At 74.9% G+C, this 17349-nt stretch carries 11 protein-coding genes and 1 pseudogene; 7 read left to right on the forward strand and 5 right to left on the reverse strand.

The window, feature by feature from the left end:
• Positions 1–6 precede the first annotated feature (6 nt).
• Positions 7–507, forward strand: coding sequence for a hypothetical protein (locus ACIF6F_RS07085; protein ID WP_399942430.1), 501 nt, complete (start codon positions 7–9; stop codon positions 505–507).
• 120 nt (positions 508–627) lie between these two features.
• On the opposite strand, the gene kstD is transcribed toward ACIF6F_RS07085, so the two are convergent.
• Both kstD and ACIF6F_RS07095 read right to left on the reverse strand, forming a co-directional pair.
• The gene (gene kstD, locus ACIF6F_RS07090; RefSeq protein WP_399942433.1) at positions 628–2388 is read right to left on the reverse strand and encodes a 3-oxosteroid 1-dehydrogenase; all 1761 of its coding nucleotides are present in this window, start codon (positions 2386–2388) and stop codon (positions 628–630) included.
• Positions 2389–2646: 258 nt separating this feature from the next.
• A complete protein-coding gene (locus tag ACIF6F_RS07095; RefSeq protein ID WP_399942436.1) occupies positions 2647–3771 on the reverse strand; it encodes an aminoglycoside phosphotransferase family protein in 1125 nt (374 codons plus the stop codon).
• A gap of 252 nt (positions 3772–4023) precedes the next feature.
• On the opposite strand from ACIF6F_RS07095, the gene ACIF6F_RS07100 reads away from it, so the two are divergent.
• Positions 4024–5517, forward strand: coding sequence for a hypothetical protein (locus ACIF6F_RS07100; RefSeq protein WP_399942438.1), 1494 nt, complete (start codon positions 4024–4026; stop codon positions 5515–5517).
• Positions 5518–5711: 194 nt separating this feature from the next.
• On the opposite strand, the gene ACIF6F_RS07105 is transcribed toward ACIF6F_RS07100, so the two are convergent.
• The gene (locus ACIF6F_RS07105; protein ID WP_399942441.1) at positions 5712–7136 is read right to left on the reverse strand and encodes a PP2C family protein-serine/threonine phosphatase; all 1425 of its coding nucleotides are present in this window, start codon (positions 7134–7136) and stop codon (positions 5712–5714) included.
• A gap of 215 nt (positions 7137–7351) precedes the next feature.
• The gene (locus ACIF6F_RS07110) at positions 7352–7603 is read right to left on the reverse strand and encodes an SCO4226 family nickel-binding protein (RefSeq protein WP_399942444.1); all 252 of its coding nucleotides are present in this window, start codon (positions 7601–7603) and stop codon (positions 7352–7354) included.
• 1404 nt (positions 7604–9007) lie between these two features.
• Between ACIF6F_RS07110 and ACIF6F_RS07115 the strand changes: the two genes are divergently transcribed.
• From ACIF6F_RS07115 to ACIF6F_RS07135, 5 genes are all read left to right on the forward strand, one after another.
• Positions 9008–11224 (forward strand): molybdopterin cofactor-binding domain-containing protein, encoded by a 2217-nt coding sequence (locus tag ACIF6F_RS07115; RefSeq protein WP_399942447.1) that lies wholly within the window; start codon positions 9008–9010, stop codon positions 11222–11224.
• A gap of 247 nt (positions 11225–11471) precedes the next feature.
• Complete coding sequence (locus ACIF6F_RS07120; protein WP_399942449.1) at positions 11472–11930, forward strand: (2Fe-2S)-binding protein; 459 nt, start codon at positions 11472–11474, stop codon at positions 11928–11930.
• A 299-nt stretch (positions 11931–12229) separates the two neighbouring features.
• Complete coding sequence (locus tag ACIF6F_RS07125; protein WP_399942452.1) at positions 12230–13957, forward strand: helix-turn-helix domain-containing protein; 1728 nt, start codon at positions 12230–12232, stop codon at positions 13955–13957.
• 155 nt (positions 13958–14112) lie between these two features.
• Positions 14113–16032: an APC family permease gene (locus ACIF6F_RS07130; protein WP_399942454.1), complete on the forward strand. Its 1920-nt coding sequence runs from the start codon at positions 14113–14115 to the stop codon at positions 16030–16032.
• Between the two features lie 76 nt (positions 16033–16108).
• A complete protein-coding gene (locus ACIF6F_RS07135) occupies positions 16109–16594 on the forward strand; it encodes a hypothetical protein (protein WP_399942457.1) in 486 nt (161 codons plus the stop codon).
• 254 nt (positions 16595–16848) lie between these two features.
• Here ACIF6F_RS07135 and ACIF6F_RS07140 read toward each other — a convergent pair.
• Positions 16849–17349 (reverse strand): annotated as a pseudogene (locus tag ACIF6F_RS07140) (hypothetical protein); the annotation flags it as partial.

Here is a 17349-nt window from a genome sequence, read left to right on the forward strand (position 1 = left end):
GGCCGCATGTCCTTCCTCCGCCGCCGCAGCGCCGCCACACCCGCGGGCCCGGACTTCGACGTCCTGGCCATGGACCCGGGGGACTGGCCTGGCAACCTCGGAGCCGGCCTGCTGCCGGCGGCCGACGGCAGCTGCCAGGGTGTCTTCCTCCGCTACGACCTCTTCGGCGGCCGCGGCCCCGCGATGATCATCGGCAACCTCCCCGAGGGATCACCCGCCCGCGAGCTCGCCGACCGCCAGGTCCCCTTCGAGGTGACCCAGCTCCTGGCCGCCCTGGAGAACGACGAGGACGTCGAGGTCACCGGCACCGAGGACGTCCCCGTCATGCAGGGCGACAACCTCCTGATCGTCCGCCGCATCAAGCTCTCCGAGAGCCGCATCTCCTGCGTCCAGTTCGACCGCAGCGACAACGTCCTCGTCACCATCGCCAGCTGGGACCGGCCGATCACCGACGACCTGTACGCGCTGCTCAAGCCGCTCCCCGCGGAACTGTTCCAGCAGGGCTGAGCCCGGCCGCACAAGGGTCCGGCGGGGACGCCGCACAGCCCCCGCCGCACCCCGCCCCCGCCGCACCCCGCCCCCCGGCACCCCGCCCCCCGGGCCCCGCCCCGCCGGAACCCGTACCGGCTACGCCCCCGCGATGTCGTTCGCCGCGATGTAGCCGAAGGTCATCGCGGGACCGATCGTCGAACCCGCCCCCGCGTAGCTGTGCCCCATCACCGCCGCGCTCGCGTTCCCCGCCGCGTACAGCCCCCGGATCACCGAGCCGTCCGCCCGCAGCACCCGCGCCCGCGCGTCCGTCACCATCCCGCCCTTGGTGCCCAGGTCACCCGGCACGATCTTGAACGCGTAGAACGGCGGCGCCCACAGCGGCGCCAGACACGAGTTCGGGTGCACCCCCGGGTCCGTGTAGTAGTGGTCGTACGCCGTGTCGCCCCGCCGGTAGTCCGTGTCCGTCCCCGTCCACGCCTGCCCGTTGAACCGGTTGACCGTGGAACGCAGCGCCCCCGCCGGCACCCCGATCCTCTCCGCCAGCGCGTCGAAGGTCCACGCCTTCGCCACCGCCCCCGACTCGTACCACGCGTCGGGGAACACGAACGCCGGCGCCACGTCCTTGAACAGGTACTTGTTCCGGTAGTTCTGATCCACGATCAGCCACGCCGGGATGTGCCGCGACGTACGGTCCTTCTCGTACATCACGTGCACCACGTCGCTGTACGGCGCCGCCTCGTTCACGAACCGCGCCCCCGCCTGGTTCACGATCAGCCCCCCGGGCAGCGTCCGCTCGGCCAGGCAGAAGTACGGCTCGCCCGGCAGCGGGATCGCGGGGCCCCACCAGGCGTCCTCCATCAGACCCAGCGCCGCCCCCGCCCGCTCCCCGGCCCGGATCCCGTCACCCGTGTTCTCCCTGGCGCCCACCGTCCACGCCGTGCCGATCGGCTGCTGCTGGTACTGGGCGCGCATCGCCGCGTTGTGCTCGAAGCCCCCGGAACCGACCACCACGCCCCGCCGGGCCCGTACGACCCCCCGCGCGCCGTTCCGCTCGACCACCACCCCCGTCACCGTCCCGGAGACGTCCTTCACCAGGTCCGTCAGCGGGGTCTCCAGCCACACCGGCACCCCCGCCCGCTGGAGCCCGGCCCGCAGCCCCGCGGCCAGCGCCTGCCCCATGGTGAGCGGCTTCTCCCCGCACAGCGCCGCCTTCGTCCCGCGCGCCAGGCACTCCGTGGACACCGCCAGGCCCTTCGCGTTCACCGCGGCCAGCGTCAGCCACTTGTAGTCGGAGCTGAACACCACCATCCCGGCGGGCACCGGCATGTACGGCGGGTTCAGCCGCGCCAGTTCGGCGCCCAGGACGTTCCCGTCGAGCTGGTCCGGCTCGATGGACCGGCCGCCCGGCAGACCGCCCGGCAGGTTCGGGTAGTAGTCGCTGTAGCCCTCCATGTACCGGAACTTCAGCGGACTGTTGGCCATCACGAAGTCCAGCATCCGCGGCCCGTGGTCCAGGAACGCCCGCTGCCGGTCCGCCGGCACCTCGGGACCCACCACGGCCGCCAGGTACGTCGCGGCCTTCGCCGGCGTGTCAGGCACCCCGGCCGCCAGGATCACGCTGTTGTTCGGCAGCCAGATGCCCGCGCCCGACCGCGCCGCGGAACCCCCGAAGGTGGCCGCCTTCTCGACCACCACGCAGCTCAGGCCGCGCTTCGCCGCGGTCAGCGCGGCCGTCATCCCGGCCGCCCCGGAACCGACCACCACCACGTCGTACTCGCCGAGCACCGGAGCGTCGTCCGCATGGGCGGCGGCGGCCGGCAGACCGGCCGCGAGGACCCCGGCACCCGTACCGGCGAGCACGGCACGGCGGGAGGGGCGGGAGGCACGTGCGGACATGGGCAGCTCCGAAGATGAGGACGGGCGGGGGAGTTCGGTGCTGATGCGGCGTCAGAAAGGTGCTCGCGGGGTCATGCGATGTCAAGGCATACGCCGCTACGGCACCCACCCGCACGCCACCCCCGCACCCGCTCCGCCACCCCCCGCACAACGCGAAATCCCGTGGCGCGCCCACTCGGTGGACACACCACGGGATTTCGCTCGTGCAACCGCCCGCGGCCCGTACGGCCCTCCCCGCCGCCCGCGGACGAGCCGGCGTCAGCGCGTGCCGACCGCCGCCCGCACCGCCCTGCGGGCCATCCCGCAGTCGTCGTGCAGCCTGCGCAGCAGCAGCCGCTGCTCCTCGCCGGACGACAGCGCCCCCGTCCCGCCGGGCGCCCCCGCCATCGACCGCTGCACCGCCAGCTCGTACGTACGGATCTCCCGGGTCAGCACCAGCATCAGGTTCACCAGGAACGCGTCCCGCGACAGCGGGCCCGCCGACTGCGCCAGCTGGCTGATCTGCCGCCGGGCCGCCGGAGCGTCCCCGAGGACCGTCCACAGCGTCGCCAGGTCGTACCCGGGCAGGTACCAGCCCGCGTGCTCCCAGTCGAGCAGCACCGGCCCCGCGGGCGACAGCAGCAGGTTCGACAGCAGCGCGTCGCCGTGGTTGAACTGGCGCGGCAGCCGCCCGCCGGGCCCGGCCAGCGCCAGCCCGTGCAGGAGCTTCTGCAGGTCACCCAGATCCCGGTCGGTCAGCAGCCCCAGCTCGTGGTACCGGGCGATCCGGGAGGCGTAGTCCAGCGGACGCCCGAACAGCTCGGCCGGCGGCCGCCACTGGTTCACCCGGACCACCGCACCCAGCGCGGCCCGCACGTCGGCCCGCGGCGGAGCCTCCACCGGATGCCGCTGCAGGGCCGCCACCCGCCCGGGCATCCGTTCCACGACCAGGGTGCAGTTCTCCGGGTCGGCGGCGATCAGACGCGGCACCCGTACCGGCGGACGATGCCGGACGAACGCGCGGTAGGCAGCTATTTCGTGCCGGTACCGCTCGGTCCACTCCGGCGAGTGGTCCAGTAAAACCTTGGCGACCGCGGTCGTCCGCCCGGTCGTGCCCACCAGCAGGACCGACCGCGCGCTGCGGCGCAGCACCTGGACCGGCGCGAACTCCGGACAGATCCGGTGCACCGAGGCCAGCGCGGCCCGCAGTTGGGCCCCCTGGGGACCGGACAGGTCGATTCTCCCGCTGAGCGGCTGCGTCACGGTCCCCGGCATCCGCCGCAGTGGGGCGGCGCCCTGCGCCGGGGCCGCGGGGCGGCCGGGGGCGAGGTAGGGGCCGCCGCCCGCCTGGAAGGCGCGGTGCGGCCGGGTCGGGGCGGACACGGAGGACGATGCTGCGTACATGACGGATACGTATCCCTTCGTGCGCCGACGAGTTGCGTACGCCTTCCCGCCCCGGTCCTGACGGACCGGCCGGCACCCTGGGGAGTGCCACCCGATCCGTCGCTGCGGGCCGGGTCGGGGAGGCGCCTTCTTACCTGACACCCGCGCGGGTGTTGCGTACCATCTGGCGCACCCTGGCGAACCCTGGCGAATAGTCGCTCGGCACCTGACCGGGGGTTAGTGTCAAGTCAGCCGAGAACCTGGGGGCTTGACGTGAGCAGAGGACCCAACACCCGCCTGAGCGACCTGTTCGGCCTGGCCGGCTGGTCCAAGGGCGAACTCGCGAGGATGGTCAACCGGCAGGCGGCGGCCATGGGCCACCACCAGCTTGCCACCGACACCTCGCGGGTGAGGCGCTGGATCGACATGGGGGAGACCCCGCGAGAACCGGTGCCGACGGTGCTGGCCGCCCTGTTCACCGAGCGACTCGGTCGTGTCGTGACCATCGAGGACCTCGGGTTCGCAAGACCAGGGCGTACGAACAGACGGCAGCCGGGCGGGGCGAAGGACAACCCCGACGGGCTCCCGTGGGCGCCGGAGCGGACAGCGGCGGTCCTCACCGAATTCACGGGAATGGACCTCATGCTCAACCGACGCGGACTGATGGGCGCGGGCGCCGCACTCACCGCCGGCTCCGCCCTCAGCAGCCACATGTACGACTGGCTGCACCGGGACCCGGCCCTGACGGCGGACGCCCCCCGCTTCACCGACCCCCTCCACGCCGATCCCGCGGGATTCGACCGCTACGAGGCGGCGCCCATCGGCTCCCAGGAGATCGAGGCGCTGGAACGCTCCGTGGAGGTGTTCCGCGCCTGGGACGCCTCCCGGGGTGGAGGACTCCAGCGCAAGGCCGTCGTGGGCCAGTTGAACGAGGTGGGAGGCATGCTCGCCTACCGCCACCCCGACCACCTCCAGCGCCGCCTCTGGGGCGTGGCCGCCAACCTGGCGGTGCTCGCCGGCTGGATGTCGCACGACGTGGGCCTGGAACCCACCGCGCAGAAGTACTTCGTCATCGCCGCGCACGCCGCCCGCGAGGGCGGCGACCGGCCCCGCGCCGGGGAGGCGCTGTCCCGGGCCGCCCGCCAGATGGTGCACCTGGGCAAGCCGCACGAGGCGCTCGACCTGATGAAGCTGGCGCAGTCCGGCGCGGGCGAGCAGACCCTGCCGCGCACCCGCGCCATGCTCCACACCATCGAGGCCTGGGCGCAGGCGGCGATGGGGCGGGGCCAGGCGATGCGGCGGACCCTCGGCGAGGCCGAGGAGCTGTTCGTGTCGGACAAGGACGACGTGACGCCGCCGAGCTGGATGCAGCACTTCGACGAGGCCGACATGCACGGCATGCAGGCGCTGGCCTACCGCACGCTGGCCGACCACGACCCGTCGGCGGCGCCGATCGCCCAGCGGCACGCCAAGGAGGCCCTGCGGCTGCGGGGGGCCGGCTACCAGCGGTCGCAGATCTTCGACTACATCTCGATGGCCTCGGCCTGCTTCATCGCCGACGACCCCGAGCAGGCGGACCGGTACGCCCGGCTGGCGCTGGTGTCGATCGGCGAGACCTCCTCGCACCGCACCTGGGACCGGCTGCGGGAAATGTACCGGCTGACGGGCCAGTACGCCGGGTACGCGCGGATCGAGGACCTGCGCGAGGAGATCGAGCTGGCGCTGCCGCGCGGCCCCTCGCGCGCGTCGCGCACGTCGGAGGTCTGACCCGGCCACACCGTCCGGCAGGACACCACGGGCCCGACACGGCGGACGGGCCCCGGGAACGGCCCGGGAGCGCCGGGGCCTGGCCGGCGTACCCGGACACGACGGAGGGGCCGCGCCTGTCGGCGCGGCCCCTCCCGGCCGTTCCCCGTGTCCCGGCCGTTCCCCGTGTTCGCGTTCCCTGCCGGTGGGCCCGTTCAGGCGCCGATCCTGGCGACCAGTACGCAGGCGTCGTCCTCGCGCCCGGTCTCGCCGAACTCCTCCAGCACCAGCCGCACGCAGTCCTGCGCGGAGCGGGCGGCGGTGAAGCGCGGCGCCAGCGCGATGAGGCGTTCGGCGCCGTCGGTGCGGCTGAACTCGATGCTGCGCGGGGAGAGTCCGTCGGTGTGCAGGACCAGGACGTCGCCCACCTCAAGGCGCTCCTCGGCCTGCCCGTACGCCGCTCCGGAGGTGGCGCCCAGCAGCACGCCCTCCGGCGGCTGGAGGGCACGGCCGGAGCCGCCGCGGAACAGCAGGGGCGCGGGGTGGCCGGCCTGCGCCCAGGACAGGGTGCGGGTGGCGGGGTCGAAGCGGCAGCACACGGCGCTGCCGAGGGCGGGCTGCACGGAGGTCTCCAGCAGCTGGTTGAGCCAGCCCATCAGGGGGCCGGGCTCGATGCCGGCCATCGCCATGCCGCGCAGGGCGCCCAGCATCATCGCCATGCCGGAGGTGGCGGTGACGCCGTGTCCGGTGAGGTCGCCGACCGTCAGCATCGAGGTGCCGTCGGGGAGTTCGAGCGCGTCGTACCAGTCGCCGCCGATCAGGGCGCTGGTGGCGGAGGGAAGGTAGTGCGCGGCGAGGTCGAGCGCGCCGGTGCTGCCGTGCGGGAACCGCAGGGAGCCGCGCCACGAGGGCAGCACCGCTTCCTGGAGTTCGACCGCGAGCCGGTGCTCGGTCTGCGCGATCTGCCGCTGCCGCTGGAGGGAGTCGCGGGTCTCGCGGACGGCCCGCTCGCTGCGCCGCAGTTCGCTGACGTCCCGCAGCACGGCCCACATGGAGGCCGTGCAGCCGTCGGGGTCGAGGACGGGTTCGCCGCGCATGTGGAGGGTGCGCACGCAGCCGTCGACGCGCACGATGCGGAACTCGCCGTCTATGGCCTTGCCGTCGACGAGGCAGTCGGTGACCATCGAGGTCAGCAGGGGCTGGTCCTCGGCGAAGAGCGTGGAGCCGAGCTCGTCGAGGGGGAGTGGGCCGCTCTCGGGCGAGCGCCCGAAGATCTGGAAGAGCTCCTCGGACCAGGTCACCTCGTCGGTGAGCAGGTTCCATTCGGCGCTGCCCACCCGGGTCTGCTGGGCCTCGGGTCCGGCCTCGGGGGCGGCCGCCGGCAGGTCGGGCTCCTCGGGGGCCGGCGGCATCCCTTCCTTGAGCTGGCCCAAGTGCTCGCCGAGGTCGTCGAGCTGATGGACCGCCAGGTCGCACAGCGCGCGCTGCCAGCGGCCCTGGGCGTCGTCGTCGTCCACGACGGTGTCCCGTCGTACCGCGTCCACGTCTCCTCGGAGGCGCCGGGTCTGTGAGATCAGCGCGTCCACCGACCCTGGCTCGGGTGGCTGTGAGGGACGGTCCGCGTAGGTGTGGGACGGCATGGAGAACTCCGATACAGGCGCGGCACGGCCAAGTCTGATGGAAGGACCGGTTACGACTGTTGCACAGGCCGCGACGGCCCGTAAGGGATTTGGCAACATCCGTTACGGGGTTGCATGAGGCATATGCCAAGGGCCTCGCTTGTCCTGATTCTTGTGCGAATGTTTCCGGTCAGAAGCTACTGCCGCGTACCTCGGAGTCATCCGTTCCGCACGGGTCAGGAGACGCTCAGCGGCACCGGGTGGATCTCGTCGTACGGGTGCCCGGTCCGGGTGTGCACGCTCTGCACGGCATCCGCCGACGGCGCCTCGGACAGGCAGTACACGACCCCGGAATCCGGGTCCGCCCAGGCGCGCTCGAAGTGCACGCCGGCCTCGGCCTCGATCGCCAGGTCCGCCTGGTGCGCGGCGGAGAGCTGGGCCGCGGTGATCCCCATCATCCCGCGGTGGACATCCATGAACTGGGGCATGTCCGCACACCTCCTCGTCAAGGTGGGTTCCCCTCCATCCTGACCCCGCCGGGCCGCCGCGTCGACCGGGAGGGCGCCCTGCGCGGAGCCCGGGGCGAAGGGCGGGACGGCGGAGCGGGAGGCCCGGGTGGGGGCCGGAAGGGGCGGCCGAAACCGGCCCCTGGAAACCCGGTTTTCGATCACGCGCCCGACCCGTACGGAACCACCCTTTCGCCGTACCCGGAGAGGCGCGGGAACGACACGATCGTGCCCCCGCGCCGCCGGGCGGAGCCGAAGCGCCGTCCACCGGGCCGCCCCACCCTTGCGCCCGGGGCCGGCTTCCAGGGCCTGGGGGGTCCCGGGCCCTGGGGGCCGGGGCCCGGGGTGACGCGCCCGCGAGGGGACGGGGGCGGCCCCGGCCTCCAGGCCGCCCCCGTCACCCCGCGGGCGCGGCCGGGTCGCCGGGCGCCTGGGCGGCCCGATGCCCCCGAGGCAGCCCCAGGCGCCGGGGGCGGGCCCGTGACCCGCGCCGGCAACCCGCGCCGGGCCAGGCCGGCAACCCGCGCCGGGGGCGGGCCGGCGGCCACGACGCGGCCCACCTCGCGGCCCGAGCGGCCCCGGCGGTCCACAGCCCGCAGTCCCCGACCGCAGTTCCCGAGCACTTGCCGCGCCGCTACGCCGAAGCCCGCCTCGGCACTTCCGTCGCCGCCCGGTGCCGGCCGGGCGGGAGCGCACCTTCCCGGGCGCTGCCGAGCAGGCTCCGAGGTCCGCAGTCCCGACGGGGTTCCCGCACGCCCCGGGCAGCCGCCAGGGCCCTGCCCGAGCACCGCGGCGAGTACGCGCCGCGGCACCGCCTGGCCCCGCCCGGACACCGCCCCGCCGCCCCGGTGGCAGCGCGCGTTCCGGGGTGCCGCCAGGACCCGGGAGGGACCGCCCGAAACCAACGCCGGCCCCGCAGCATTCCCGGCAGGGTTCCCGCACCTCCCGCGCATGCGCCAGGTCCCGCCCGAGCGCCTCCGCCGAACACGCCCCGCGCGGCTGCCCGGACCGCCCGCGCGCTTCAGCCCCCCCGTGCCGCCCCGGCGGCAGCGGGCTCCCGGGCGCCGCTCGCGGGTGCTCAGTGGCAACTGCCCGGGCGGGGGTGCGGGGGCGGGCCGGGCGAGCCGGTGCCGATGCCCCGCCTCCGGCGCGTGCCGGTGCCGATGCCCGCCCCGGCGCGTACCCGTGGCGCGTACCCACGGGGCGATGCCCGGGCGGGGCGTGCCGGTTGCGCGGCCGCCGGTGTCACGGCCGCCCACTCCGCCGCGGCCCTACCGCTGGGAACGGACCGTCCGGCTCCGGGGGGTTCCGCCAGGGCGGAGCGGTGGCTACCCTACGTGCCGGTAACCGTTCGGACAGAGCCGGCATCGGCGAGGCAGGGGAAACGTGGCGGAACAGGGCAGACGCGCCTTCCTCACCCAGTTGGTCGCCGCACCGACACTGGCCCTCGCCACCCGCGCCGCATCCGACGCCCTGGCGCCCGCCACCGCCCACGCCGCGCCCGCCGTGATCCCCTCCCTGCCCGCGCCGGCCGACCTCGTCGACCTGGGCGAGCTGTTCATCCTGGCCGGCGCGCCCACCGCGCACCTCCTCGTACTCCGCGTCGACACCGACGGCACCATCGTCTTCCGGCTGCCCCGCGAAGAGGTCGGCCAAGGCCTCACCACCGCGGTCGCCATGCTGGTGGCCGAGGAACTCGACGCCCCCCTGGACCACGTACGCGTCGAACTCGACGACGCCCGGCCCGAGCTGCTCTTCAACCAGCTCACCGGCAGCTCCAACAGCATCCGCTCCCTCTACGGCCCCGTCCGTCACACCGCGGCCGCCGCCCGCGCCCGGCTCCTCGCCGCCGCCGCGCGCCAATGGGCGCTGCCCGTACGCGACCTGACGACCCGTGACGGCGCGGTCCACGCCCCCGACGGCCGCACCGCCCCCTACGGAGACCTCACCACCGCGGCCGCCGACCCCGCCCTCACGGTCCTCGCCGCCACCCCCAAGCCCGAGTCCGCCCACACCCTTGTGGGCCGCCCCACCGGCCGCGTCGACGCCCGCGCCATGGTCACCGGCCGCCAGCGTTACACCCTCGACCTCGACGTACCCGGCGCCAAGCCCTGCGTACTGCGCCGCCCGCCCACCCTCGGCGGCACCGTCACCGCCGTCGCCAACCGCGACGCCGTACGCGCCATGCCCGGCGTCCTCGACGTCGTCACCGTGCCCACCGGGGTCGCCGTCGTCGCCGAGACCTTCGGCCAGGCCCTCGACGCCCGCGCCGCCCTCCAGGTCACCTGGGGACCCGGCCCCGCCGACGCGCTCTCCGATGCCCAGGTCCGCACCAGGCTGCGCGCCGCCACCCCACCTCTCCTGGTCCCGCCGCTGCTCACCCCGTATCTCGACGCCGAGTTCGACTTCGCCTTCGTCAGCCACGCCCCCATGGAGACCAACTCCGCCATCGCCGACGTACGCCCCGACCGCGCCGAGATCTGGTCCGGACTCAAGTCGCCGATCATCGCCCAGCAGGCCATCGCCGCAGCGCTCGGCCTGCCCCTCGACAAGGTCACCGTCCACGTCGTCCAGGCCGGCGGCTCCTTCGGACGCAGGCTCTTCTTCGACGCCGCCCTGGAGGCAGCCCTCGTCTCCCGCGCCTGCGGCCGCCCGGTCCGGCTGATGTGGACCCGCGTGGACGACACCCGGCACGGCCGGATGCGGCCCGCCACGCACCACCGCATCCGCGCCACCTGGGCACTCGGCGGGGTGCTGTCCTTCGAACACCGCGTCGCCGCAGTCGAGACGGACTTCCGGCACGGCCTCGGCGAGATCCTCACCGCCACCGCCGCCAGCCTGCCCGCCGGCATCGGCAACGCCGGCTTCGCCCAGACCCTCTTCCTCACCACCGTCAAGTCGCCCTACCACTTCGGCCTCACCACCCAGACCCTCACCGAGGTGCCCACCGGCATCCCCACCGGCTCCTGGCGGTCGGTCTACTCCGCCAACACCCGCGGAGCCGAGGAGATCGTCGTCGACGAGATCGCCGCCCGGCTCGGCAAGGACCCCGTGCAGTTCCGGCGCACCTTCCTCAAGGACGCCGCCCAGCGCGCCGTACTCGACAAGGCCGCGACGGAAGGCCAGTGGGGCAGGACCATGCCGCCCGGCTGCGCCCAGGGCATCGCCTTCCACGAGGAGTACGGCTCCCGCACCGCCTGCCTCGTCGAGATCGACACCCGCGACCCCGAACACGTCCGCGTCACCAAGGCCGTCATCGCCGCCGACGTGGGCCGCCCGGTCAACCCCAAGGGGCTGGAGGCCCAGCTGCTCGGCGGCCTCACCGACGCGATCTCCACCACCCTGCGGGCCGGCCTGCACCTCGACAAGGGGCTGCCACTGGAGGGCAGTTACAGCCAGTTCCACTACGCCCGCCAGCGCGACACCCCGCGGGACGTGCGCGTCCACATCATGCCCGCCACCGGCGAGCCGGGCGGCGCCGGCGAACTGGGCGTGCCCGCCGCGGTGGGGGCCATCGCCAACGCCTACGCCGTGGCCACCGGCACCCGGCCGCGCAGCTTCCCGCTCGACTTCGACGTCGACTTCACCCCGTACCCGCGCTAGGGGGTGTTGCGAAAGTCCCGCACGGCGCCCACGGCGCCCGGCACGCACTCCCGCCGCACCGGCCAAAGCCCCGAGTACGCCCAGTACGAGGGCCTTCGTCCGGCACGCCGAGAGCACGCACCGGACACCGCGGGCACCACACAGGACTTTCGCAACACCCCCTAGTCCCGAGACGCCCCGCCCGCCGGCCCCGGCGTCCCCCGCTTCCCGCAGACCCACGCCCCCGCGACCAGTCCAGGAGCCCGCCGTGCCCACGCACACCTTCACCGTCAACGGGCGCACCGTCAGCGTCGACGCACCCGACGACCTGCCCCTGCTGTGGGCGCTGCGCGACCTGCTGGGGATCCGCGGGCCCAAGTACGGCTGCGGCGTGGACGTGTGCAAGGCCTGTACGAGCCACCTGGACGGCGCGGAGATCCGGCCCTGCGTGGTGCCCGTGGCGGCGGCCGCCGGGCGCGAGGTGACCACCATCGAGGGGCTCGCCGACGGCGACACCCTGCACCCGGTGCAGGAGGCCTGGCTCGAACAGGACGTGGCGCAGTGCGGGTTCTGCCAGCCCGGCCAGATCATGGCCGCGGTCGCTTTGCTGCGACGCACCAGCGAACCGACCGACGAGGACCTCGACGCCATCGCCAACATCTGCCGCTGCGGGACGTACTTCAGGATCCGCGAGGCGATCAGGAGCGCGGCGGCCCGCATGAAGTGACCGTGTGACATGTCACCGTGCCATGTCACCGGTGACCGCGTGCCCTCACGGCCGTCCCCCGGCCCACCGGCCGGCAACCCGCCACGGCGGCCGGCAAGGGCCCGGCGCTCCCCTGTTCGCGCCGGGACCCCACCGCTCATGCCCCGAAGAGGTACGCCGGGCGCACCCGGAGGTGCAGCCGTTCCCGCCGTACCCCGCCGGTGCACACAACGTAGATCCGCCCGGGGCGCTGGGGAGGGTTCGATCTGCCCAGTGGCGTGACGAGACCGGTATCACAGCGCACAGTCAGCGCCGGATGGTTGAATTCCCCAGCCCGGAGCGCCGGTCCGCCGCCCGCGCGCGGGGCCGGGCCGCAGCGAGCGCCCGGCCGTGGGGAACGAGGGGGACGACCGATCCAGCACCAGCCCGCCGACGGGTCCCCCGTCCCGGCCGCCCCGCCCGCCGTCGCCGCCTCCACCGCCACCACCCGGCGCAGCCGTGCCGACGACGTCCTCAAGGCCCACCACCTCGCCCACACCGGCGGCTCCCGGGCCCTGCTGCGCTGGCTCTCGCTCCGCCTGGACGCCTGGACCGGCCTGGTCCGCGCCGACGGCCGGGTCCTCGCATCCTGGCCCGGTCCCCCCGACCCCGCCGCCGCCGGCCTGGCCGCCCGCGGCGCCGCCGAGATGCACTCCCGCGGCGTGCGGTCGGCCGTACTCGACGTCACCGACCGCGCCGCGCTCCTCTACGCCCTGGACGAGCCCGCCGCGGGCCGCACCACCGGCACCGGCCGGGCCCTGGCCGCCGTACTGCCCCGCCCCTGCCCCGCGGGCGTCCCGGCCCTGCTCGCCGACGCCGCCGTACCGCTCGCCCTGACCCTGCGCGCCGAGGACGCCGAGGAACGCCACCAGCGCGCCGCCCTCGCCGAGTCCCGCTCCCGCGAGGCCGTCCTGCACCTCCTGATGAACGGCCGCCTCTCCACGGCCCACCAGATAGCCGAGGCCCTCACCCCCTCCCTGCCGGACCCCTTCCGCATGTACGTCGTGGAGTGCCGCACCGGCCAGCGCGAAGCCGTCAGCCGGCTGTGCGAGGAACTCACCGACGCCAGCGCCTGGATCGTGCGCTGTCCCGTCTACGTCCGCCACCTCATCGTCCTCGTCCCCACCGACGCGGCCGCCACCTCCGCCGGTCGCGACCCCCTCGCCGAGGCCCTCACCGCCGCCGCCCGCGACTGCGTGGTCGGCGTCAGCGAGGAGACCCGGCTGCGCGACTGCCCCGCCGCCTACACCCAGGCCTTCCACGCCCTCGCCGTGGCCCGCGGCCGCACCGGCCGGCACGCCCGCTTCGGCGCCGGACCCGAACTCGCCCTCGCCGCCCACGGACCCGGCGCAGCCTGGGCCGCAGCGCTGCTGGCGCCCCTCCACGCGTACGAGCCCCGCCGCCCCCAGGACCCCGGCGCCCAGGAGCTGCGCGCCACCGCGCATGCCTGGCTCAGCTTCGCCTCCCACGCCACCCGCCTGCTGAAGATCCACCGCAACACCCTGGCCACCCGGGTCCGCCTGGTGGAACAGATCCTGGGCCTGGACCTCGGTACGCTCCCCGACCAGGCGGCCCTCTCCCTGGCCCTGCGCCTCACCCCCGGCGGCCACCCCGCTCCCGCTCCCGCCGAGCCCTCTCCCGCCCCCGCGCCTGCCGCCGCCGCTCCCGCAGACGCCGCCCCCGCGCCGGCCGGGCCCGCGCCGGCCGGGCCCGCCTCCACGCTGGACCGGGTCCTCGCCGACGAAGCCCTCACCCGCTGGGCCGCCGACCACCTCGCCCCGCTCACCGGCCCGGCAGCCCCGCCCGGAGCCCGCGACACCCTCCGGGCCTGGCTGGACCACGACGCCCAGCTCGTCCCCACCGCCGCCGCTCTCGGAATCTCCGTACCCGGCGCACGCAAACGTCTGACCCGCCTGGAAGCCCTCTTCGAACGCTCGCTCCTCCAGTCACCGAGCGCCCGCCACGACCTCTGGCTGGCCCACCGCGCCGAATCCCTGGCCACCGCCTGACCGCCTCGTCGGCTCGGGCGAGGCGTGGCGCAGCGCCGTGACCAGGAGGCCGGTGGCAGCCGCCCGAAGGCTCAGGGCGGTCCCTGCGCCGGGAGGGGTGCTCTCCCGCCGTGTCACACCGCCTCATTCCGGCGAAAAGCGCAGATCATGCCCGAATGAGGCGAATCAATCCGAAGAGGGTGCTGGTCGGTGAGCCGCTCGACACCGCACGCCTGGGCGAGACCCTGCTCCCCAAACGGCTCGCGCTGCCGATCTTCTGCAGTGACCCGCTCTCCTCCGTCGCCTACGCCACCGAGGAGATCCTGCTCATCCTCGCCCTCGGCGGCGTCACGCTCCTCCACCTCGCCTGGTACGCGGCCGCCGCCATCGTCTTCCTCCTCGTCGTCGTCATCGCCTCCTACCGGCAGACCTGCCACGCCTACCCCGGAGGCGGCGGCGCGTACGTCGTCAGTTCCGAGAACCTCGGACAGACCGCCGCCCTCACCGCCGCCAGCGCGCTCCTCGTCGACTACGTCCTCACCGTCGCCGTGTCCGTCGTGTCCGGCGTCTCCGCCATCACCTCCGCCATCCCCTCCCTCTCCGACCACGAAGTGGTGCTCTCCGTCGGCTTCGTGGTCCTGCTGACCGTCATGAACCTGCGCGGCGTCCGCGAGTCCGGACGCATCTTCGCCATCCCCACCTACGGGTTCGTGCTCGTCATCTACGTGATGTTCGCCATCGCCACCGTCCGGCTGCTGTCCGGCGAGACCATCCGCGCCGAGTCCGCCGACCTGCCCATCCACGCCGCCGCCACCTACACCGGCCTGGCCCTGGTCTTCCTCGCCCTGCGCGCCTTCGCCTCCGGCTGCACGGCCCTGACCGGAGTCGAGGCCATCAGCAACGGCGTCCCCGCCTTCCGCAAGCCCAAGAGCAGGAACGCCGCCACCACCCTCGCGATGATGGGCCTGCTGTCCGTCACGATGTTCGTGGGCATCACCGTCCTCGCCCTGGTCTACGAGGTGCACGTCGCCGAGGACCCCACCGAGCTGGGCCTGCCCCCCGGCACCGCGACCTCCACCGCCCTCGCCCAGATCGGCCGGGCCACCTTCGGCGACTGGCACTTCCTCTTCTACCTGCTCCAGGCCGTCACCGCCGGCGTGCTGATCCTCGCCGCCAACACCGCCTTCAACGGCTTCCCGATGCTGGCGTCGATCCTCGCCAAGGACCGGTACGCGCCCCGCCAGCTCTACAACCGCGGCGACCGGCTCGTGTACTCCAACGGCGTCGTCCTGCTCGCCCTCGCCGCCATCGGCCTGATCGTCGCCTTCGACGCCGAGCTCACCCGCCTCATCCAGCTCTACATCATCGGCGTGTTCGTCTCCTTCACGCTCTCCCAGGCCGGCATGGTCCGCCACTGGCGCAGGGAACTCGCCAACCCCGCCACCCCGGCGGGCGAACGCGTCCACATCCACCGCCGCCGCGCCATCAACGCCGTCGGCGCCGCCATGACCGCGCTCGTCCTCGTCATCGTCCTCGTCACCAAGTTCACGCACGGCGCCTGGCTGGTCGTCATCGCCATGCCGGTCCTCTTCCTCGGCATGAAGGGCGTACGCCGCCACTACGACCAGGTCGCCCGGCAGGTCGCCGTCGCCCCGGACGCCCGGCCCCGGATGCCCGCCCGCCACCACGTCGTCGTCCTCGTCGCCAACGTCCAAGCCCCCACCCTCAAGGCGCTCGGCTTCGCCCAGGGCCTGCGCCCCAGCACCCTCACCGCCCTCACCGCGGCCGCCGACGAGGACGCCGACCGGCTGCGCGAGGAATGGGAGCGGCACGACCTCGGCATCCCCCTGCGCATCCTCCACTCGCCCTACCGCGAGGTCGTCGGGCCGATCGTCGCGCACGTCCGGACCACGGCCGCGGAGGACCCCGGCTCGGTCGTCTCCGTGGTCATCCCCGAGTACATCGTCGGCCATTGGTGGGAACAGCCCCTGCACAACCAGAACGCCCTCCGGCTCAAGGCCCGGCTGCTCTTCACCCCAGGTGTCACCGTCATCGACGTCCCGTACCTGCTCGAATCGGCCCGTGCGGAGGGCTGACCGGGGCTCCGCATTCCCGCCACACCCGGCCCGCCGCCCCAACCGCCGCGTCCGCAGCCGGGGTTAGGATCACCGCATGGTCACGCCCCGGTCGCAGGCCGGCACGCCCCGGAACCGCCGCCGCGCGGCCCCGTGGTACGTCCTGCTCGCCCTGTGCGGACTGCTCATCACCCATGCGGGCCCGGAATCCACCGCCGCCCACGTGTCGGTGACACCGGTGTCGTCGGCCCGGGTGGCCGGCGGAGACGCCGTACCGGCGGCGGACCCGGGAGCCGCTCCCGTGGCGGTACCGCACGGGGCCCCGGCCGGCGGACGCGCCGCCCACCACGACTGGCCCGGCGGCCCGGGGCACGGCGACGGTCACCCGCACGCGTCCTGTGCGCTCGGGCAGCCCCAGCCGGCCCCCGGTCCCGGCCTGCCCCCGCTGTCCGTCCTGCCCTCCGCATGCCGGGACGGCGCCGCCGTGCCCGCACCCGAGCCCCGTTCCCTCGTGCCCGCGGCCATCGGCGGCTTCGTGGTCCCGATACCGCACGCGGCGCAGTCCGCGGTCCTGCGTCAGTAGGCCGGCCCCGTGGAGGGGCCGCCCACCGCACCCCACCGTGCGGCCGGCACCGGGCCTTCGGGTCACCAACTGCCACCGGCCCACAGGGCCGTGCCGGTCCGAGCCGTCCGGCCGCACCGGTCGTGCGGCCGTCGGCCACCGGGCCGCCGTCCGCCCGTACCACGGGAGGTCCGGCCGCCGGACCGTCCGGCCGCGGTCGTGCGGCGGGGTGGCGCCCGCCGGGGCGTCCAGGCGCCGAGCGCCAGGGGCACGGCTCACGTGCCGAGGCCGCCCGGGCAGCCGTACGGCAGGTGGTCAGCGCGGCGGCAGCCGTGTCCGCGCCCGTTGCGTACGGGGGCCACGGCGCCGGCTGCGCCCATGGTCTGCGGGATGGCCGGCCACCGGTTGCCGCCGGTACGGGTCACGCCGTACCGGCAGCCCCCGGCGGCCACGGCCGTTCGCCGTGGGGCCGACGGCCACCGGGTCGTCAGGCGTCGCCCGCGCGAGCCGGGTGCGGTCCGGTCACCGGACGGCACCGCACCGGGCGTCCGGCCGGCGGTCGCGGCGGCGGCACCGGACGCCGGGGACACCCGCCGCCGCTGTGGCCGCGGCCGTACCGGCACCTTCGCCGGCCGCGGGGCGGCACGCGGTGTCTGCGGCACCCCGGTGCGGTACGCCGTCCCCGGCAGGCCCGGCAGGCCCGGCAGGCCCGGCAGGCCCGGCAGGCCCGGCAGGCCCGGCAGGCCCGGCAGGCCCGGCAGGCCCGGCAGGCCCGG

Source organism: Streptomyces sp. NPDC086023 (genome assembly GCF_044540325.1).
Lineage (GTDB): Bacteria > Actinomycetota > Actinomycetes > Streptomycetales > Streptomycetaceae > Streptomyces.